Raw genomic sequence first — 20091 nt, forward strand, 5'->3', positions numbered from 1 at the left:
ATGGGATGGACGCCTCCTGCAACCTCAGAGATCGTAGCTGGCCTCAAAGCAAGGAGTCGGTGTTATGCAACTTTTGGCAGTCGACCTTGGAAAACAGTCATTTCACATTCATGGCATTTCAGGAGATGGCGAGATCATCTCCCGAAAGCTGAGCAGGGCAAAATTCCTCGATGCTGTAAAACGCCTGAATCCGGCAATTGTGGCCATGGAAGCGTGCGCCAGTGCCCACCACTGGGGGCGTGCGCTTGAGGCTCATGGGTGTACCATTCGCTTGATCCACCCACGTTTCGTCAAACCATTTGTGAAGGGTGCCAAGAACGACGCTGTTGATGCCGAAGCGATTTATGAAGCTGCGTCTCGTCCCACGATGCGCTTCGTGCCAGTCAAGACACTCGCCCAGCAGGATTTGCAAATGCTTCATCGGATGCGAGACCGGGTTGTTGGTGAGCGTACGGCACTAATCAATCATATTCGAGGCCTGCTTGGTGAGTACGGCGTCGTGCTCTCAGCAGGTGCCTTCAGATTCCGAAAGCAAATTACCGAAACGGTAGCCAGTGCGCCATTGTCCGAACTCGCCTCCGATCTTTTCTCAGCCCTGATAAGCGAATTCCGGGCGCTTGATGAGCGAGTGGTCGATCTTGACCGAAAGCTCGTCGCCATTTGCCGCGACAACGAGCGGTGCCGCCGCCTGGCGACACTCCCGGGCGTTGGCCCTGTGATAGCGACCGCGCTCGTTGCAGCCGTCGATGATGGTCGGCATTTTTCTTCAGGTCGGGCGATGGCGGCTTGGGTCGGTCTGGTTCCCCGCCAATACACCACCGGAGGCAAGCCCAGGCTCGGTGGAATTGGCAAAAAGGCCAGTCATTATCTTCGGCGACAGTTGATCCATGGAGCACGAGCTGTGCTACTCACAATTGCCAAGCGCAATGATCGGCTCGCCAAATGGGCGCAAGAACTGCTCGCGCGCGCTGGTCACAACAAGACAGCCGTCGCCATGGCCAACAAGACTGTCCGCATGGCGTGGGCGATGCTGCGTGCAGAGAAGGATTTTCAAATGGCTTGATTGGAATTGCTGCCCCGGCCGTGACAATATGCGAGGTGAGAAATTGATGGTGCAACGGCAAGCGCCGCCCCTTCACAGCCTGCAAGGAACGATGGCCATCTCAGGCCGCTCATCTTAGAAGGCATTGAAGAACGCGGATTCCCATCATGGCCCGGAGTTTTATCGCTCCAAACAGAGGCCGGATAGATTCACGCATAGTAAGCCGTTCGTACGATCGAAAAATTGCCTTGCGCAGGAGGCGTCCATAGATGCGTTCCTTACGTCACTACGACGAGACCCAATCCCTCCGTTAGCCGCAACCCCTTTTCTGGGCCATAGGTGCTGACGCCGAACAGTCCGCCAGCATGATGGCCAAGATCACTTGCCCCATGGTGGCGAGAGCCGGATCCCACTTAAGGTACTATATTTCGCCCCAAAGTCTTTGAGCTGTCTTGAAAACCAATTCCAGCTTTCGGCGTTGATCATCTTCGCTCAGCGCGTTTCCGTGTTCGGTAGACGCAAAGCCACATTGGGGGGCAATTCCCAGTTGATCCATGTCCACATAAGCAGAAGCCGCTTCGAATTGCCGCGCCAGATCATCGGCCGTCTCCAGCATCGGGCTTTTGGTGGTAATGAAGCCGGCCAACACGCGCTTGTGCCCTTTGGGCAGCAATTTCAGCGGCTCCAGGCCGCCAGCCCGGTCTGTGTCATACTCCATGAAGTAGATATCGACATCGGTCTGGTTGAATATCGCATCGGCGGCAGCATCGTATCCGCCCGAAGCGGCAAAGGTGGAGCGGAAATTGCCGCGACACATGTGCATGCCGATCAGCATGTCGGACGGGCGGTCCTTGATCGCTTCGTTCAACATCCAAGCATAGCGATCGATCAACCAGTCCGGGTTTTGCCCCATCGCGTTTCGCTTTTCGCGCTGCACCGGGTCGCCTAGATAGGCGAAAAAAATGTCATCGAGCTGGAGATAGCGGCAACCCGCCTCATAATATGCCTGAACGGCATTTTTGTAAGCTGCGGCGATATGCGCGAACAGGATCTCGGGATCACGGTATATTTCCGGGAAGACATCGGATGGATCGGTGCGAAAATGTACGCAGGATGGTCCTGGAATGGAGATCTTGGGGCAAACGGCGGCATGCTTTTTCACAAAAGTGAAATGCTCCAGCATGGGGTGGTTCCCGGGAAAGCCCAACTCCCCGGTTATAACAGGCCGTACTGCGGGAATGCGCGTCCCGTGGAATTGAACCCCATCCTTGCCCCGTTGCATTTCCATGCCGTCAAGCATGCCCATAAAGTCAAAGTGCCAGAAAGCACGGCGGACCTCGCCATCGGTGACCACTTTCAAGCCGATGTCTTCCTGCATTTTGATCAATGCCGGGATTTCTTCATCCTCGATCGCGCGCAGTTCGGCAGGGCTGGCACCGGCTTGGCGCGCTGCGGCAATTCGCGCCGGGCGTAGCAGGCTGCCAACATGATCAGCTCGGAACGAAGGCTTGCGCATGGTCTGATTTTTCCTATCTAGCAGAAATACTTAAATCTGACGCCCATGCAAAGCCGTCGGACACGCCTGCCGGCAGTTAAAACTGCAAAGCTTTGGCCGTAAATTTGAAAAATTCTGGTGAGGCATCGTCGTGCTCTGGGTCGATACGCACCAGCCAGTCGGACTCCTGTAAGGGGAGCTGAGCGCCAGAATCCTGATTCTGCGTTGGGACCAGTCCTTCATCAGTCATGCAAGCGCGCACGAAATTGGTGCGAGTTTGCCTTTGCGGCCATTGCCCAGTAATCGGGAGGTGCAGCCAATTGACCGCATCGCCGATGGCCCGGCCTTGCAGCAGCGCGAGTAGCGGAGCCAGAAACAGCCGCGCGGTGACCATGGCCGAGGTGGGGTTTCCCGGCAGCCCCACCACCCACCGCCCCTGGGCACGCCCGATCCAGATCGGCTTGCCGGGCTTCATCGCCACTTTGGTAAACAGCATTTCCAGATTCTGGTCGTCAAACATGGCCTTTGCAAAGTCACGCTCTCCAACCGAGGCGCCACCCGTCACCACGACAACATTGGCCAGCGTCAGCGCGCGATCAGCCAGCCTGCGAAGGTCTGCCAGCTCATCCGCGCCGGTAAAGCGCGCTTCAATGCTTGCGCCATATTCCCGGGCAAGCGCGGCGGCGCCAAAAGAGACTGATTCTGGGATTTTCAAAACGTTGTTTCTGGCCGTTCCGGGCGGGGCCAGTTCATCGCCGGTGGCGATAATGGCAACACGGGGACGCTTGTAGACCAGAGCAGTGTCGACATCGGCCCCAGCCAAAGTCACCATCGCACGAGGCGTGAGCAAGGTGCCTTGTTGAAGCAGCAGGTCTCCCTGCGCAAAATCGCTGGCTTCGGGGCGTACATGCCAGCCTGGCCCATACGCGGCCACAATGGTCATGCTGCCATTTTCGGCGCAGCAATTCTCCTGCATGATGACCCGGTCCGCCCCTTCGGGCAGGGCTGCCCCGGTGAAGATCCGCAGGCATTGGCCCGGTCCGATCGCCGGTGGCAGCAGGCCGCCGGCAAAGCTCTCCCCAGCAATCCTTAGCGTGGCGCCGATGGCAGCGTCGCTGTCACGCAGGGCATAGCCGTCCATGGCCGAAACCGCCCTGCGCGGCGCGGAAATGGCGGCATGGACCGGCTCTGCCAACACACGGTCAAAGGCCTCGGCAAGGGCAACGCGCTCGATTGCCAAAGGCTTGACCGCCTCGGCCAACAGTTTCTGCGCTTCATCGAAGTCGATCATGCGCACACCTCGCGCAGGCGCGGCAAAGCCCCCGCGATGGAACAGGGCTTGTGGCGGCTGTCGAACTCCAGTTCGAGCAAGCCGTCCCAGGCATCGCGGCAGGCGCCCGTGGAGCCGGGGATGCAGAAGATGAAGGCATCGCCAGCCTGCCCGGCAAAGGCGCGCGATTGCATCGAGGCGACGCCCACGGTGCCAAGGCTCTTCTGATGGAAGGCCACGGAGAACCCGTCCATCTCGCGCTTCAGCAGTGGGCGCACCGCCTCGGGGGTGTTGTCTCGCGGCGAGAAACCGGTTCCGCCCGTGGTCAGAATGACCTCGATCTCTGGCCGGGCAAGCCAGCTTTCGATCTGCGCGCGGATCGCGGGAATGTCATCGGGCACCAAGGCACGGTCGAGCAGGCTGTGCCCAGCGGCCACCAACCTGTCGGCCAACAGGCCGCCGGAGGTGTCGGTTGCCATGGCGCGCGTGTCAGAGATGGTCAGAACAGCCATGCCGAGGGGATAAAAGGGCAGGTTTTGGTCAATTCCGGGCATGGCAATCAGCCTCCGATAGAAGCGAGATGGGGCGTGGCGCCGCTGTCGTTCTGCAACAGGCGGTGCGACAGGCTTTTCGTTCGAGTCAGTTCCTCGATGCGCCCCAGCAGTTCGTCCTGTTGAGCGTCATCGGCCAGCAAGGGGCGCAGATCCACGCCGAAATCGCCAAACAGGCACAGGTGCAGTTTGCCCAACGACGACACTCGCAGACGGTTGCAGCTGGCGCAGAAATCCTTGGCATAGGGGGCGATCACGCCGATGCGGCCCCGGCCAGCCGGATGGGCAAACTCTATCGCTGGCCCGGCGCCCGGCGCGCGGGCAAGCCTTTGCCATCCAGCGCGTTCCAATTGTGCGATGACCGTGGCGGCGGGCAGGTAATACCGCCTGAAAAAGGGCACATTGTCATTGGTGCGCATGACTTCAATGAAGCGCAGGCTCAGGTCATGCCGCTCGACAAAATCCATGAAGGCAAGCAGTTCGCCGTCATTGATGCCTTTCATCAACACCGCATTGAGCTTGATGCTCTCGATGCCCGCATCGCGGGCCGCATCAACGCCAGCCAGAATTTCCGGCAGGCGATCATGGCCGGTGATCTGTGCAAAGCGGGCCGGATCGAGTGAGTCCAGCGAGAGGTTGAGCGAGGTGATGCCAACGCTGGCATAGTCTTTGGCCCGCTCGGCCAGACGATAACCATTGGTGGTCATGGCCAGCCTGCGAATGCCCGCAGTGCCCGAAATCGTCTGGGCGATATCCAGCACTTCCGCCCGCAGGCTTGGCTCGCCGCCGGTCAGCCGCACTTTCCACAAGCCCAGGGCGGCAAAGGCGCACACCAGCCGGGCGATCTCCGCCACCGACAGGTTTGCCGGCTTTCCCGCCTGCTTGCGATAGCCATCGGGCAGGCAATAGGTGCAGCGAAAATTGCACACATCGGTGAGCGACAGGCGCAGATATTCAAAGCTGCGCCCATGCCCATCGCGCAAATTGTGCAAAGGCGAGGTCATTGCACGAGTGGCCCGTTGGCCGCGGCAATTTCGACGCCTTCCAGCTGGGCATTGGCGGCCAAAAGCCCGACATATTGCGCCACAGCCCGCCGCCAGCTAGCCTCTTCGAGATACTCGACGATCTGTCGCTCCACCGCCTCGAAGGGCAAATCCTGCGCCTCCACCCGGCGCCCGGCGCGGATGACATGGACGCCAAAGCGTGTCTTGACCGGCTCTGCGTGCAGCGCGCCAGCCTCCAGCTTGAAGAGCGCCTCCTCAAATTCGGGCACCAGCGATCCGGGGGCAATCTGGCCCAGCATCCCGTCCTGCGCTTTCGAGGGGCAGACCGAATGCTTCTGCGCCCATTCGGCAAAGCGCTCAGGCTGTCGTTGCAGCACCTTGATGGCATTGCGCGCGTCGCCCGTGGCCAAGCCATAGGCCATGGGGTCGGCAGGGTCTGCCGCAAACAGGATATGCGCGGCCTCCACCAGCACCGGCGACCGGAACCGTGCGCGATGGCCCTCGTAATAGCGGCGCGCAGTGGCCTCGTCGGCCTTCGGGGTTTTTACTTGCGACGCAAGCAGCGCCTCGATCTGCGCTTCCTCGCGCGAAAGGGGCCGTCCCTCATCGTCGTTGATGTCATGGCCCTCCACGCCCAACCTCTCCGCCTCGTCGAGCAGGAGCTGGCGGATGACGAGCGCTTCGCTGGCGGCCCTCAAGGCTTCCTGCGGAGTGCCGGCGGGATGATGCTGCGCTTCGGCGGCGATGGCAGCTGGCGGGATTTCTGTGCCATTGACCGCCACGCGGGCGTGTTCGAGCGTTTCAGCCATGACGCGCCGCCAGTTTGCGCGAGCGCACAACCTGATAACCCGAACGCCAGATGTAGCGCACCGGAACGCTCAGCATATGAACGAGACGGGTGAAGGGGAATAGCAGCAGAATGGTCATCCCCAGCATCAGATGCAACTTGAACACCAGCGCGACATCGCGAATGTGGTCGGCCGCATCACCGCGCAGGGTGAAGATGCCTTGTGCCCATTCCATAAACTTGACCATTTCGTGGCCGTCGAGATGCTGCGCGGATACCGGAATGGTCGACAGGCCCAGCGCCAGTTGCATCCACAGCAAGAGAATCACGAGATTGTCGCTGAAATTTGACGCTGCGCGCACGCGCGGATCGAAGAAGCGGCGATGGATCAGCAGCGTCGCCCCGGCAATCGCCATAATGCCCGCCACGCCGCCCGCGCTCATGGCCAGCACTTGCTTGGCGCCATGGGGCACACCAAGAGCATCCCAAATGGCGATGGGCGTCAGCAGGCCAACCAAATGCCCGGCAAAGATCATCAGCACACCCAGATGGAACAGCACCGAGCCGATGATAAGCTGTTTGCGCCGCAAAAGCTGGCTTGAGCCCGCGCGCCAGGAATAGGGCTCGCGGTCATAGCGGATCACCGAGCCGACCGCCAAAACGGCCAGCGCAATATAAGGGTAAATTCCGAAGAGCAGATGGTGAAGGAAATCAGCCATGGTTCTGGCTCCTTGCAGGCTCGGGGGCATGGAGGCGGGCGATCATGGCCGCCGCTTTCGGGCAGGCGCTGTCACTGCCGCCTGGCAAAGGGGCATCGAAGCGAACCTGTTCCTCCGCCCAGATGGCGTCCAGCGCGGCCAGATCATCGGGATCGTCGGCCGGCGCGATAGCCAGCGCCTCACCAGTGGAACCGGCAAGCTTGGCCAGGATTTTCATGGGGGCAGCGTATAGCGTATCGCGCTCGTCCAGCCTTTCGGCCAAAGCCTGAAGGATGAGGCTTGGTTGTGCCAGTTCCTCAAGAACCTGCTCAAGGGGAAGGCAGGACAGGTATTCGAGGAACATCGGCAAATAATCAGGCAGTTCGTTTGCCGTGATTTCAAGGCCATACGCGATGTAGCGGCTGCGCAGTTCAACCATGGCCTGACCGCGATCCCGGCTTTCGCCATGCACATGCTCGAACAAATGCAGGGAAATCGCACGGCCGCGATCAAACAGCCCGACATAACGCTCCTGAAGATCGAGCAACTCCTCATCAATGATCGCGTCGATCAGCGGCTGAAGCTTCTCGATCTGCCGGCCTTCCAGTACCCCGTCGAGTTCGAGCATGGAAAGCAATTCGGGGGCCGCCTGTTGCAAGCCTTCGGTTGGATATCGCAACAAATGCGAGAGAATGAGCAGCGTGTGGCGCATCACAATGCCTCCCTTGCAGGTGCAATATGGGACGACGGCGTTTCCAGCTTCTTGCGGCCTGAAGCCTTTGATGTTGCGCCAAATAGGTTGGCGCTGGACGAACCGCCAGAACAGCCATTGCCAAAGGAAAATCCGCAGCTGCCGCGTTCGTCATACATATCCTCGGTGTCCTCGCGGTGGCCACTGGGAATGACAAAGCGGTCTTCGTAATTGGCGATGGCCATGATCCGGTACATCTCTTCGATCTGCGCGCCCGACAGGCCCACACCTGCCGCGATCGGCTCCTCGATCACACCCTTGACGGTCTTGGCGCGCATATAGGCGCGCATCGCCAGCATCCGCTCCAGGGCGTCGATCACCGGCTCCTCCTTGCCTGCAGTCAGCAAATTGGCGAGATACTTCACCGGGATGCGCAAGCTGCGCACATCAGGCATGCCGTTGTGGGCCGAAATCTTGCCCGCGCTGGCCGCCGAATTGATTGGCGAGAGTGGCGGCACGTACCAGACCATCGGCAGTGTGCGGTATTCGGGATGGAGCGGGAAAGCGACCTTCCATTCCATCGCCATCTTCCACACCGGCGAGTGCCTTGCGGCCTCCAGCCATGCCTCTGGCACGCCATCCTTGCGGGCTTGCGCGATCACCTCCGGATCGGTGGGATCAAGGAAGATGTCGAGCTGAGCCTGATAGAGGTCTTCGACATTCTCGGCGCTGGCCGCTTCCTCGATACGGTCGGCATCGTAAAGCATCACGCCTAGGTAGCGGATGCGGCCCACACAGGTTTCCGAGCATACCGTGGGCTGCCCCGCCTCGATCCGGGGATAGCAGAAGATGCATTTTTCGCTCTTGCCGCTTTTCCAGTTGAAGTAGATCTTCTTGTACGGGCAGCCCGACACGCACATGCGCCAGCCCCGGCATTTTTCCTGATCGATCAGGACAATGCCGTCCTCCTCGCGCTTGTAGATCGAGCCGGAGGGGCAGGCGGCAACGCAAGTGGGGTTGAGGCAATGCTCGCAAAGGCGCGGCAGATACATCAGGAACGTGTTTTCAAACTCGCCGTAGATCTCCTTCTGCACGCCCTCGAAGTTGTAATCGGCCGAGCGCTTGGCAAATTCGCCGCCAAGGATCTCCTCCCAGTTCGGGCCACCTTCGATCTTTTCGATCCGCTCGCCCGATATCAGGCTGCGCGGGCGAGCCGTGGGGAAGGCCTTGCTCTCGCCCGCCTGCTGAAGGTGGGCGTAATCGAAGGTGAAAGGCTCGTAATAATCATCGATCTCGGGCAGATCGGGGTTGGCGAAAATCTTGGCCAGCAGCCGCCACTTGCCGCCCATGCGTGGCTGCAACCGGCCATGGCGCAGTTCCCAGCCGCCGTTCCAGCGCTTCTGGTTTTCCCAATCCTTGGGGAAACCCACGCCGGGCTTGCTTTCGACATTGTTGAACCAGGCGTATTCCACGCCTTCGCGGCTGGTCCACACATTCTTGCACGTTACCGAGCAAGTGTGGCAGCCGATGCACTTGTCGAGATTGAGCACTTTGCCGATTTGAGCGCGGACCTTCATGCTGCATTCTCCCCTTCGGCCAGCGGCCCTTCGAGCCAGTCGACCTTGTCCAGCTTGCGCACGATCACGAATTCATCGCGGTTCGATCCGACCGTGCCGTAATAGTTGAAACCATAGGCCTGCTGGACATAGCCGCCGATCATGTGGGTGGGTTTGAGGATGGCGCGCGTCACGGAATTATGAATGCCGCCGCGCTGTCCGGTCAGCGGCGATCCGGGCACGTTCACATGCTTTTCCTGCGCATGATACATGAACAGCGTGCCTTCCTTCATGCGCTGCGACACCACGACGCGGGCGACCAGCGCACCGTTGGCGTTGAACGTCTCCACCCAGTCATTATCGACCAGACCGGCTTTGGTAGCGTCCACCTCGCTCATCCACACGATCGGCCCGCCACGTGACAGTGTCAGCATCAGTTGATTGTCGGTGTAGGTGGAATGGATCCCCCACTTCTGGTGCGGGGTGATGAAGTTGAGCACCACATGGTTCTGGCCCGCAGCCCGGTCGAGCATCGGCTTGACCGCCTTGGTATCAATCGGCGGCCGGTAGACGCACAGCGCCTCGCCAAACGCCAGCATCCACTTGTGATCCTGATACAATTGCTGGCGGCCAGTCAGTGTGCGCCAGGGGATCAGTTCATGGACATTGGTGTAGCCGGCATTGTAGCAGACATGTTCGCTCTCAATGCCCGACCATGTGGGCGAGGAGATGATCTTGCGGGGTTGGGCCTGAATGTCGCGGAAGCGGATCTTCTCGTCTTCCTTGGGCAGCGCCAGATGAGTGTGATCACGCCCGGTGTTTTCGGACAGCGCCGCCCATGCCTTGACGGCCACTTCGCCGTTGGTTTCCGGGGCTAGCATCAGCAGCACTTCTGCCGCATCGATTGCGGTGTCGATGCGCGGCATGCCCTTGCTGGGGCCATCTTCTTGCACAGTGCCGTTCAACTGACGCAGGTTTTCCACCTCATGCGCTGTGGGCCAGGCGATGCCCTTGCCGCCATTGCCGAGCTTGTCCATCAGCGGGCCCAGCGCGGTGAAACGCTTGTAGAGATTGGGATAATCCCGCTCCACCACCGCCACGGTCGCCATGGTCTTGCCGGGCATGGGTTCGCATTGGCCTTGCCCCCAGTCCGCCACATCAAAGGGCTGGGCCAGCTCGTTGGCGCTATCATGCTGGATCGGGGTCAGTACCACATCCTGTTCGACACCCAGCACTTCGGGCGCCACTTGCGAGAAGGTCTTGGCCAGGCCCTTGTAAATGTCCCAGTCGCTGCGCGATTCCCAAACCGGATCGACCGCCGCCGACAGCGGATGGATGAAGGGATGCATGTCGGAGGTGTTGAGGTCGTCCTTCTCGTACCAACTGGCCGTTGGCAGCACGATGTCGGAATAGACGCAGGTGGTGGACATGCGGAAGTCGAGCGTGACCAGCAGGTCGAGCTTCCCCTTCGGCGCATCGTCATGCCACTTGACCTCCTTGGGCTTCTGGCGCCCGGCCTCGCCCAAATCCTTACCCTGCACGCCATGCGCGGTGCCCAGCAGGTGTTTGAGGAAATATTCGTGCCCCTTGCCCGAGGAGCCGAGCAGGTTGGAGCGCCACACGAACATGTTGCGCGGCCAGTTGGCGGGATCGTCGGGGTCGAGGCAGGACAGCTCAAGCTCGCCTGATTTGAGCGCATCGGCGACATAGTCCTTGGCATCCTTGCCGCTGGCTGCCGCCGCCTTGCCGACATCAAGCGGATTGTTCTTGAGTTGGGGCGCACTGGGCAGCCAGCCCATGCGTTCGGCCCTCACGTTGTAATCGATCAGGCTGCTGTCCCAATCGCCCTTGGGGGCGGTGGGAGAGAGGATTTCCTCCACGCCCAGCGTTTCATAGCGCCACTGGTCGGTGTGGGCATAGAAGAAGCTGGTGCCGTTCATGTGGCGCGGCGGGCGTGCCCAATCGAGCCCAAAGGCCAGCGGCGCCCAGCCGGTTTGCGGGCGCAACTTTTCTTGCCCCACATAATGCGCCCAGCCGCCGCCTGATTGGCCGACACAGCCGCACATCACCAGAAGATTGATGATCCCCCGGTAATTCATGTCCATGTGATACCAATGGTTGAGACCCGCCCCCAGAATCACCATCGATTTGCCGTTGGTTGCCTCGGCATTGGCGGCAAATTCGCGGGCGGTGGTGATGATATGGTCGGCGGGAATGCCGGTGATCTTCTCGGCCCACGCCGGCGTATAGGGCGCCATTTCGGCATAGTCGCGGGCTACAAAATCACCGCCAAGACCCCGATCCAGGCCATAGTTGGCGCAGAGCAGATCGAACACGGTGGCGACATAGGCGCGGCCTCCGGCCAGCTCCATTTCCCGCACCGGAACGCGCCGGTTCAGCACGTCGGGATGGTCGGTGCCCGCGAAATGGTCATGCTCCCGATTGCCGAAATAGGGGAAGGCCACTTCGACGATCTCGTCATGGTCCTTGTCCAGTATGGCGGTCAGGCGCAGTTTGACAGGCTTGCCCTTGCCGTCCTTCTCCTCAAGGTTCCATTTGCCCTTTTCGCCCCAGCGGAAGCCGGCGGTGCCCGAAGGGGTGACCACCTCGTCGCTGTCCTCATCAATGGCGACGCATTTCCAATCGGGATTGTTGCCCTCGCCTAGGTTGCCGGCAAAATCGCTGGCGCGCAGCAGGCGTTCGGGCACCAGCCGGCCATCCTGCTCCACCAGGCGGACCAGCATCGGCATGTCGGAATATTTGCGGCAATAATCCTCGAAATAGGGCACCTGCCGGTCGAGATGGAATTCGCGCAGGATGACATGGCCCATGGCCAGAGCGAGCGCGGCATCGGTCCCTTGCTTGGGGTTGAGCCACAGGTCGGCGAATTTGGTGGCCTCGGCATAATCGGGGCTGACCACCGCCACCTTCGCGCCGCGATAGCGTGCCTCAGTCATGAAATGGGCGTCGGGGGTACGGGTCTGCGGCACATTGCTGCCCCACAGCATCAGAAAGCCGGCATTGTACCAGTCGGCGCTTTCGCAAACATCGGTCTGCTCGCCCCAAGTCATCGGACTGGAGGGCGGCAGGTCGCAATACCAGTCATAGAACGACAGGCAGGTGCCCCCCAGCAGCGAGAGGTAACGCGCGCCAGCGGCATAGGACACCATCGACATGGCCGGGATCGGCGAAAAGCCGATGACGCGATCGGGGCCATAGATCTTGGCGGTATAGGCATTGGCGGCCGCGATGATCTCGTTGACCTCGTCCCACGTCGAGCGAACAAAGCCGCCGTGGCCGCGAATGGCGGTGTAGCTTTTGCGCTTGGCGGGGTCGTTCTGGATCGAGGCCCAGGCGGCCACGGGCGGCAGGTTGCGGCGCGCCTCGCGCCACATACGCACCAGCCGCTTGCGGATCATGGGGTATTTCAGCCGCTGGGCCGAATAGATGTACCACGAGTAGCTGGCCCCGCGCGGGCAGCCACGCGGTTCGTGGTTGGGCAGTTCGGGGCGGGTGCGGGGATAGTCGGTCTGCTGGGTTTCCCAGGTGATGATCCCGCCCTTGACATAGATCTTCCACGAGCAGGAGCCGGTGCAGTTCACGCCATGGGTGCTGCGCACGATCTTGTCGTGCTGCCAGCGCTGGCGATAACTGTCTTCCCAGTCTCGCGCCTCGCCGGTGGTCACGCCATGGCCGTCGGAGAAGGGTTCCTTCTTCTGGCGAAAGAAGGTGAGACGATCGAGCAAATGGCTCATGCGGAGGCTCCTTGGGTTTGGGCAGGACGGGCGGGCTGTCCGTGTTCGGTGGCGTGAAGCAGGCCGTCACGACGCGAATAGGCCCACCAGGTCAGCACGGCGCAGCTGACGTAGAATGCGAGGAAACCCCAAAGCGCGGGCAGCGGACTGCCTGTCAGCGTGATCGCGCTGCCAAAGGCCTTGGGGATATAAAATGCGCCATAGGCGGCGATGGCTGAAGTGAAGCCAACAATCGCGGCCGATTCCTTGGCAGCCTGCTTTTCAGCGTCGGGCCGCGAAAGTGCAGGCATCAGGCGCGGAATTTCGAGGCGCATGATGTTGGGGATCATCTGGAAGGTCGATGCATTGCCAACCCCGGTGACGAAGAACATGAAAACGAACATCGCGAGGAAGCCGTTGAAGTCCTTGGCCTGGAGGAAATGCATCACCCCGAAAGTGCCCGCGATCATGGCAATGAACACCCAAAGCGTGACCCTTGCGCCGCCCCAGCGATCGGCGACCCAGCCTGTGGCAGCGCGGCTGATCGCGCCTACCAGTGGGGCGATCCAGACATATTTGAGCGCATCAACCTCGGGAAACTCCTTGCGGGCCAGCAGGGGCAGGCTGGCGGAAAAGCCGATGAACGAACCAAACGTGCCGGTGTAGAGCCAGCACATCAGCCAATTGTGCTTGCGCTGGAAGATGATGGCCTGTTCGGCAAAGCTGGCCTTGGCATCGGCAATGTCGTTCATGCCAAACCAAGCCAGCAGGCTGGAGGCGATGATGAAGGGCACCCAGATGAACCCGGCGTTTTGCAGCCAGAGATGAGCGCCCTTGACGGTGACCTCCGGCGTGCCGCCCAGCGCGCCAAACACCCCGCTGGTGATGACAACAGGCACCAGAAACTGCATCGCGGACACGCCGAGATTGCCGAGACCGCCGTTGAGAGCCAACGCATTGCCCTTGCTCGCTTTTGGGAAGAAAAAGCCGATATTAGCCATAGAAGAGGCGAAATTGCCGCCGCCAAAGCCGCACAGCAGCGCCAGCACCAGAAAGATGAAATAGGGCGTCTCGGGGTTTTGCACGGCATAGCCGATGCCAAAGGCCGGGATCAGCAGCGAAGCGGTGCTGAGCGTCGTCCACAAGCGTCCGCCAAAAACCGGCACCATGAAGCTGTAGAAAATTCTCAGCGTAGCGCCGGACAGGCCTGGCAATGCGGCCAGCCAGAACAACTGGTCCGTGGTATAGTCAAACCCGATGAGGGGGAGTTTGGCCACCACCACGGACCAGACCATCCACACCGCAAAAGCAAGAAGGAGGGCGGGGATGGAAATGTAAAGGTTGCGACGGGCAATGCGCTCGCCGGTCTGGCCCCAGAAATCGGCATCTTCTGGGCGCCAATCGGCCAGCACCTTGCCAGTGGGGGCGGGTGTATGACGCGCCGGATCATGCAGGCCCGCCATCTCGGGGAATTGCGGCAGGCTGCGGCGGTCGATCCCGCTGGCCTTTTGCTCCATCTGGCGGATGGCAATGTGCATCCATACCAGCGCCACAAGGACGAGCGCGAATAGCACGGCAAAGCAACTGGTCCAGATGCCGGTCAGGTCGCTGACCACGCCAAAGATGATCGGCAGGACAAAGCCGCCCAGGCCGCCCACCATGCCAACCAGCCCGCCAACCGAGCCAACATGATCGGGATAATAGACTGGGATATGCTTGTAGACCGCCGCCTTGCCCAGCGACATGAAGAAGCCGAGCACAAAGATCGTCAGCACAAAGGGCACCAGCCCTATCGAGGTTGAAAAGTGGATCGCCCCCTTCACACCGTGAACGGTGTAGTCGGTGGCCGGATAGGACAGCATGAACAGCAGCAGCATCGAAACGCCAAAGGTGGTGTACATGATGCGGCGCGCGCCATAGCGGTCGGACAGGATGCCGCCATAGGCGCGGAACAGGCTGGCCGACAGGCTGAAGGTGGCCGCCAGCATGCCCGCCACTTTCACATCGAGGCTATAAACGCCGATCAGATATTTCGGCAGCCACAGGGCGAGAGCCACAAAGGCGCCGAACACGAAAAAGTAATAAAGCGAAAAACGCCAGACCTGCTCGTTCTTCAGCGGGGCGAGTTGTTCAGCCAGGCCCATTGGGCGTTCACCGCTGAGCCGGCGGGCGGCCAGTTCCGGGTCGTCTTTGGCGAAGAGGAAGAAGCAAACGGCGGTAAAGGCAAGCACGGCCGCCCAGATCTGCGCCACCGCGTGCCAGCCCAGCGCGACCATGACAAAAGGCGCGGCAAATTTGGTGACCGCAGCCCCCACATTGCCCATGCCGAAAAAGCCCAGGGCAGCGCCTTGTCTCGATTGGGGATACCATTTGGAAACATAGGCAACACCAACCGCAAAGCCGCCACCTGCCAGCCCCATGCCCAGCGCCGCCAGCAGCATCAGCGGGTAGCTGTCCGCATGAACCAGCAGCGAGGTAGAGCCAGCCGAGGCCAGCATGGTGAGCGGGAAGACAATGCGCCCGCCATACTGGTCTGCCCATACGCCCAGCATCAGGCGAACCAGCGATCCGGTCAGGATCGGCGTGCCAACCAGCAAGCCAAATTGCGTATCGTTGAGGCCCAACTCGGCTTTGATACGGATGCCGATGATGGCAAAGATCGTCCAGACGGCAAAGCAGATGGTGAAGGCGAAGGTGCTGAGGCCTAGCGCCCTGTTCTGATCTGTTTTGCCAATGCTATGGTGCGGTTGCATATAGCCGTGCTCCATCCCGCAGAAAGTTTCGCGATAGCCCATTGCCTTATGGCGCAAGCCGGGGCTTGATCCGCATCAATTTGACCAAGGCGGCACGGTCAAAATCGACTTGGCCTGATTTCAAGGGGCTTTACGCCAAATATGGATCCATGGGTGACTTGATATATGTTAATTAAGGCCCTAGGCAGGCGCCTCGCCCGGCATGGAGTTTTGTGACAGTGCGCCCCGGAGAACGCCCCGAAATCGCCCAGTTGCCGTTGTTCAGCCAAATGGCCCCTGCCGAGCAGGAGCGTATCCTGTCCGGATCGTTTTTGCAAGTATTCCCGCCTCAGTTGACTCTATTCGAGATCGGGCAAAGGGCTGATTTCCTGTATGTGCTCGTGGATGGCATGGCAGAGTTATACTGCCATGGCGCAGGGCGGGACACGACCATGCGGATCGTGGAGCCGGCGTCGAGCTTCATCCTCGCGGCGGCCGTCACCGATATGCCCTATCTGATGTCAGCAAGAACCTTGATGTCCTCGCGTATCCTGCTGGTTCCAGCCGCCCTCCTTCGGGAAATCGTGCGCAAGGACCAGGCCTTGATGGAGGCCACCATGCACGAGCTAGCCTTAGCCTACCGCGATATGGCCCGGGCGCTGACCGATATAAAGTTGCGCCAGTCGGCCGAGCGATTGGGCAATCTGGTTCTGCAGCAGGATCATCGGCAAAATGGCAATGGTCGGGTGATACTGCGCGCCGAAAAGCGCGTTTTGGCATCGCTGCTGGGCATGACGCCCGAGAACATGTCCAGAGCCTTCGGCGTATTGGCCAAGCATGGTGTAGTAACCGATGGCGCACAGGTGACGATCTGCGACCGGGCCGCGCTTGAAGCCTTTGTGCGGCCCGATCCGGTTCTCGAATAGGCCCCGCGCGCGCCATCAGCCCTGCTTGGGGCGCAGCAGCATGGGGCCATAGCTCCAGCAAAAGCCGGCATAGCAGCCGATCCATGCCGTGCCCGCCAGCGTATAGAACGTGCCGCTCAATTCGGGCCAGAAGCCGGCGGCGACGCGCAGCAGCACGGCGGCCAGCAGGGCGATGTAGATCCATGCCGTCGTGCGATCGGCGGCCAGCGCGCGGCCGGTGTGCCCGCGCGTCGCTCGGGTCATCACCGCCAGCGTCATCATGCCGATGGCGCCGGCCATCCACAGATGCTGGCCAGCAGCCCGATTGCCCCAGGCCGGCGCGACATTGGCCACGGCCAGCGCGAGCGCGCCTGCCGGCACAAAGCCATAGGCCAGATGCAGCACCCACACCAAGGGCTCTGCCCGCGTGCGATCCCCGGCCCAGCGGGCGAGCCGGAACAGATGGAGCAGGCCCGCAATAGCCAGCAGCGCGGTGGTGAGCCCCGCCGCCGGGCTGAAGATCCAGCCTAAACCCGCCAGCAGCAGGCCGGCGAGCGCTACCTTGTCAAAGGCCTGCTCGGGCTGTGAAGGCAGCCTGCCGGGATTGTTCCTGGTCAGCCAGTTGCGCGTGAAGGCTGGAACAATCCTCCCCCCGACCACAGCAATCATCAGGATGGCCGCAGCCACCCCGATCCGCAGCCCCATGCCTTGCGCGGGGCTATTATTGCGGGCCCCGTCGCAATGGAAAATCGCATTGCCCCGCGCAAAAATGGCCAGCAAGGCCAGGACACCAAGGTTGCGCCAATTGCGCCCGGAGATGATCTCCCAGCCGATCACCAGGAACAGGGCCAGCGGCAAGGCCAGATCGGCCACCGCCACCCAGACGGGGGAAAGCCGCAGCGACAGCGCAACCGCCAAACGCCCCAGCACCCACAAGCCAGACAGCCCGACCAGCGGCCAACCGGTCAACGCTCGCCGCCCCGTCCAATTGGGTACGGCAGTCAACAGAAAGCCAGCCATCACCGCGCCCAGATAGCCGTAGAGGAACTCATGGGCATGCCAGCTGACCGGATCGAAGGCGGTGGGCAGGGCAAACCTGCCAGCCAACATGCCGATCCACAGTGCCATGGCCAATCCGGCCCACAGGCCTGCTGCCAGAAAGAACGGCCTGAAGCCATAGGCGAAAAGCGCTGGCCCCTGCCATGATCGGCTCTGTTCTGCGGTGCTGGTCACATTCCGGCTCACTTCTGGCTCGCAAGGATGAATTGGGTTTAGTGCTCGAAAAGCGGAAAAAGCTGCTCGTTTTCGGTCCTTACATGGTCCGCAAAGTCAGCCAGAAATTCGCCAAGGCCCTCATAGAGCGCGGCCCATGTGCGACAGGCCCCCTCAGGCAGCACGAGATTGCCCGCAAGCCTGCGGATAGCCTCGGCGGTTTCGATGTGGTCCGCGTGGTCGGCGCGCATGACGTGGATCGGATGCTCAATGCCTGGCATCCCGCCCTGCCGCATGGCAGGAAACAGGATGACTTCCTCTTTGTGCATATGCTCCACCAAATCGTCGTGGAAACGGCTCAGGGCTGCCGCCAGCCCGTGCGGGGCATCGCTATGAGCGGCGTGCACGGCTTCCACCTTATTCGCCAGTTCGATGAGCAAGGGCAATTGTTCACGATGCCGCGCATGGAAGTGCTTTTCGATGTGATTGGTCAGGATCACTGGGTCGAGAATAAGGGTGTCTGTCACGATGGGCTGCTCCATTTCTCAAGGAGGCAACGGGTCGGGATGGCGCCAGCCTTGACTTGCAAGGCGTGGCTACGCCTGTTAATGCGTATTGTAAATACCCATTCATCCATACACAGAGGTAACGGCCATGCGTTTGACCGCTTTCACGGATTACGGGCTTCGTATGCTGATGCGCATGGCCAGCGTGCCTGAACGTGTGTTCTCAACCGCAGAATTGGCGGATGAGTTGGGCCTTTCGCGCAACCATCTCGCCAAGATCATCCAAAAGCTCGCGCAAGTTGGTATTGTTGAAACGCGCCGTGGCGGCGGCGGCGGATCTGTCCTGGCCCGGCAACCAGCTCACATCTCGCTGGGCGAGATTATTCGCCACCTGGAGGAAGGGCACCCACTCGTGGACTGTCTGGCCCATGAACCACGCGATTGCTCACTGGACGGCCAATGCCGACTCAAATTCCGCTTGCAAGCGGCCGAGCGCGCATTCCTTGCTGAACTCGACAAGCATAGTCTAGCAAGCGTCGCCTTGAGCCGCCTTTCTGGTGCACGCGACCACCTGATGCCGCCCACGGGCACACAAGCGGAGGCACGGCCATGATCAAATCTCGCCGTCTCCACAGCGAAACGATCGCCGCAAGCCATGGCGTAGCCACGGACCCGACCTTCGGCGCCATCGCACCCCCGTTATACCTCTCAACCACCTATGCGTTTTCAGGATTCGGCCAGGCTGGCCCCTATGATTACGGCCGGGCGGGCAATCCCACGCGGGATCTTTTGAGCGAGGCCCTTGCCAAGCTGGAAGGCGGAGCCGGGGCGGTCGTCACATCTAGCGGAATGGCCGCCATCGATCTCGTACTCGGGCAATTGTCGGGTGATGATCTGATCGTGGCGCCTCATGATTGCTATGGCGGCACAATGCGGCTGTTGAAGGCCCGTGCACAGCGGCGACATTTCCAGCTCGATTTTGTCGATCAAACTGACCTAGATGCTGTGGCACAAGCCTGCAAACGCCATCCTGCCCTTGTGTTTATCGAGACGCCAAGCAATCCGCTGATGCGTGTTGTTGATATCACGGCCCTGTGTCAGATGGCCCATGCCGTGGGGGCGAAGGTGGCTGTCGACAACACGTTCCTATCGCCGGCTTGTCAGCGTCCGATCACGCTGGGTGCCGATTACGTCGTCCACTCGACAACAAAATTTTTGAACGGCCACTCCGATGTCATCGGCGGTGCGATCATTGCTGCAGATGGCGCTGACGTTACCGCCTTGAAGCAGTGGTGCAATATCATTGGCACTGCCGGATCGCCGTTCGATGCCTGGCTCACGTTGCGCGGGCTCAGAAGCCTGTTTGCCCGCACGGCGCAGCAACAAGCGACCGCGATGACACTTGCCACCTTTTTGGCGCAACATCCTGCTGTCGCCAAAGTGCATTATCCGGGGCTGCCAACAGATTGCGGTCATCTCCTGGCCGATTTGCAGCAATCCGGCTTTGGGGCCATGCTGAGCTTTGAACTGTCCGGCGGTGAGCAGGCGGTTCGCCACTTCGTTTCCAATATTTCGGTTCTGACTTTGGCCGAATCGCTCGGGGGCGTCGAAAGTCTCATCGCCCATCCGGCGACCATGACCCATGCCGACATGGGCGAGGAGGCACGTCAGGCAGCGGGGATAGGGAACAATCTCCTGCGCATGTCTGTGGGACTGGAGCATTGTGAGGACCTGCTGGCCGACCTTGAGCAAGCCTTGCAGGGCAGTACCCAAAATTCGATCCCGCTATGCAGATATGAGGAGCTTGCACGAGCTGAAAATGCTCGAAAGACGGAAAGGTAGAGTTATGGTTCTCTCGCCACTTTTTCGAACCATCCGCAATTCACTGCGCAGGCTGCTACTCATCAA

General features: G+C 60.7%; 16 protein-coding genes. 4 read left to right on the plus strand and 12 right to left on the minus strand.

Annotated elements, in window-relative coordinates; translation table 11 throughout:
* Positions 1–64: 64 nt before the first annotated feature.
* Positions 65–1063, plus strand: a complete 999-nt coding sequence (locus AC2S2E_RS02380; RefSeq protein ID WP_486523552.1) for an IS110 family RNA-guided transposase — start codon at positions 65–67, stop codon at positions 1061–1063.
* A gap of 400 nt (positions 1064–1463) precedes the next feature.
* On the opposite strand, the gene AC2S2E_RS02385 is transcribed toward AC2S2E_RS02380, so the two are convergent.
* The 10 genes from AC2S2E_RS02385 to AC2S2E_RS02430 all read right to left on the minus strand — a co-directional run bounded on the left by AC2S2E_RS02385 (position 1464) and on the right by AC2S2E_RS02430 (position 15581).
* A complete protein-coding gene (locus AC2S2E_RS02385) occupies positions 1464–2558 on the minus strand; it encodes a 5-methyltetrahydropteroyltriglutamate--homocysteine S-methyltransferase (protein WP_161719064.1) in 1095 nt (364 codons plus the stop codon).
* A gap of 76 nt (positions 2559–2634) precedes the next feature.
* Entirely contained in the window at positions 2635–3798 is a 1164-nt protein-coding gene (locus tag AC2S2E_RS02390) for a molybdopterin molybdotransferase MoeA (protein ID WP_486523553.1), read from the minus strand.
* Between the two features lie 26 nt (positions 3799–3824).
* Positions 3825–4319: a molybdenum cofactor synthesis domain-containing protein gene (locus AC2S2E_RS02395; RefSeq protein WP_227711288.1), complete on the minus strand. Its 495-nt coding sequence runs from the start codon at positions 4317–4319 to the stop codon at positions 3825–3827.
* 47 nt (positions 4320–4366) lie between these two features.
* Positions 4367–5362, minus strand: a complete 996-nt coding sequence (gene moaA / locus AC2S2E_RS02400; RefSeq protein ID WP_227711287.1) for a GTP 3',8-cyclase MoaA — start codon at positions 5360–5362, stop codon at positions 4367–4369.
* Complete coding sequence (locus AC2S2E_RS02405) at positions 5359–6171, minus strand: peptidylprolyl isomerase (protein WP_161719058.1); 813 nt, start codon at positions 6169–6171, stop codon at positions 5359–5361. The genes moaA and AC2S2E_RS02405 overlap by 4 nt, the downstream gene beginning before the upstream one ends.
* The gene (narI, locus tag AC2S2E_RS02410) at positions 6164–6868 is read right to left on the minus strand and encodes a respiratory nitrate reductase subunit gamma (protein ID WP_161719056.1); all 705 of its coding nucleotides are present in this window, start codon (positions 6866–6868) and stop codon (positions 6164–6166) included. The genes AC2S2E_RS02405 and narI overlap by 8 nt, the downstream gene beginning before the upstream one ends.
* On the minus strand, positions 6861–7559 hold the full coding sequence (gene narJ, locus AC2S2E_RS02415) for a nitrate reductase molybdenum cofactor assembly chaperone (RefSeq protein ID WP_161719054.1): 699 nt from the start codon (positions 7557–7559) through the stop codon (positions 6861–6863). Before narJ ends, narI begins: the two co-directional genes overlap by 8 nt.
* Entirely contained in the window at positions 7559–9115 is a 1557-nt protein-coding gene (gene narH / locus AC2S2E_RS02420; RefSeq protein ID WP_161719052.1) for a nitrate reductase subunit beta, read from the minus strand. The genes narJ and narH overlap by 1 nt, the downstream gene beginning before the upstream one ends.
* On the minus strand, positions 9112–12849 hold the full coding sequence (locus AC2S2E_RS02425) for a nitrate reductase subunit alpha (RefSeq protein ID WP_161719050.1): 3738 nt from the start codon (positions 12847–12849) through the stop codon (positions 9112–9114). The genes narH and AC2S2E_RS02425 overlap by 4 nt, the downstream gene beginning before the upstream one ends.
* Positions 12846–15581, minus strand: coding sequence for a nitrate/nitrite transporter (locus AC2S2E_RS02430; protein ID WP_161719049.1), 2736 nt, complete (start codon positions 15579–15581; stop codon positions 12846–12848). Before AC2S2E_RS02430 ends, AC2S2E_RS02425 begins: the two co-directional genes overlap by 4 nt.
* Positions 15582–15793: 212 nt before the next feature.
* Here AC2S2E_RS02430 and AC2S2E_RS02435 point away from each other — a divergent pair, with 212 nt between their 5' ends.
* A complete protein-coding gene (locus AC2S2E_RS02435) occupies positions 15794–16486 on the plus strand; it encodes a helix-turn-helix domain-containing protein (protein ID WP_161719047.1) in 693 nt (230 codons plus the stop codon).
* Between the two features lie 15 nt (positions 16487–16501).
* Here the strand turns inward: AC2S2E_RS02435 and AC2S2E_RS02440 are convergent, their stop codons facing one another.
* Both AC2S2E_RS02440 and AC2S2E_RS02445 read right to left on the minus strand, forming a co-directional pair.
* Entirely contained in the window at positions 16502–17698 is a 1197-nt protein-coding gene (locus AC2S2E_RS02440) for an NnrS family protein (RefSeq protein WP_486523554.1), read from the minus strand.
* 38 nt (positions 17699–17736) lie between these two features.
* Entirely contained in the window at positions 17737–18204 is a 468-nt protein-coding gene (locus tag AC2S2E_RS02445; RefSeq protein ID WP_201742495.1) for a hemerythrin domain-containing protein, read from the minus strand.
* Positions 18205–18331: 127 nt separating this feature from the next.
* On the opposite strand from AC2S2E_RS02445, the gene AC2S2E_RS02450 reads away from it, so the two are divergent.
* Both AC2S2E_RS02450 and metB read left to right on the plus strand, forming a co-directional pair.
* Positions 18332–18796, plus strand: a complete 465-nt coding sequence (locus tag AC2S2E_RS02450) for an RrF2 family transcriptional regulator (protein WP_161719041.1) — start codon at positions 18332–18334, stop codon at positions 18794–18796.
* On the plus strand, positions 18793–20025 hold the full coding sequence (metB, locus tag AC2S2E_RS02455) for a cystathionine gamma-synthase (RefSeq protein WP_161719039.1): 1233 nt from the start codon (positions 18793–18795) through the stop codon (positions 20023–20025). The genes AC2S2E_RS02450 and metB overlap by 4 nt, the downstream gene beginning before the upstream one ends.
* Positions 20026–20091 lie beyond the last annotated feature (66 nt).

It is taken from the genome of Novosphingobium sp. 550D (assembly GCF_057401885.1).

Coding starts and splice junctions, on each gene's coding strand:
- AC2S2E_RS02450 (WP_161719041.1), top strand. CDS start 18,332: ATGCGTTTGACCGCTTTCACGGATTACGGGCTTCGTATGCTGATGCGC.
- narH (WP_161719052.1), bottom strand. CDS start 9,115: ATGAAGGTCCGCGCTCAAATCGGCAAAGTGCTCAATCTCGACAAGTGC.
- AC2S2E_RS02380 (WP_486523552.1), top strand. CDS start 65: ATGCAACTTTTGGCAGTCGACCTTGGAAAACAGTCATTTCACATTCAT.
- AC2S2E_RS02425 (WP_161719050.1), bottom strand. CDS start 12,849: ATGAGCCATTTGCTCGATCGTCTCACCTTCTTTCGCCAGAAGAAGGAA.
- narJ (WP_161719054.1), bottom strand. CDS start 7,559: ATGCGCCACACGCTGCTCATTCTCTCGCATTTGTTGCGATATCCAACC.
- moaA (WP_227711287.1), bottom strand. CDS start 5,362: ATGACCTCGCCTTTGCACAATTTGCGCGATGGGCATGGGCGCAGCTTT.
- AC2S2E_RS02430 (WP_161719049.1), bottom strand. CDS start 15,581: ATGCAACCGCACCATAGCATTGGCAAAACAGATCAGAACAGGGCGCTA.
- AC2S2E_RS02385 (WP_161719064.1), bottom strand. CDS start 2,558: ATGCGCAAGCCTTCGTTCCGAGCTGATCATGTTGGCAGCCTGCTACGC.
- AC2S2E_RS02395 (WP_227711288.1), bottom strand. CDS start 4,319: ATGGCTGTTCTGACCATCTCTGACACGCGCGCCATGGCAACCGACACC.
- AC2S2E_RS02405 (WP_161719058.1), bottom strand. CDS start 6,171: ATGGCTGAAACGCTCGAACACGCCCGCGTGGCGGTCAATGGCACAGAA.
- narI (WP_161719056.1), bottom strand. CDS start 6,868: ATGGCTGATTTCCTTCACCATCTGCTCTTCGGAATTTACCCTTATATT.
- metB (WP_161719039.1), top strand. CDS start 18,793: ATGATCAAATCTCGCCGTCTCCACAGCGAAACGATCGCCGCAAGCCAT.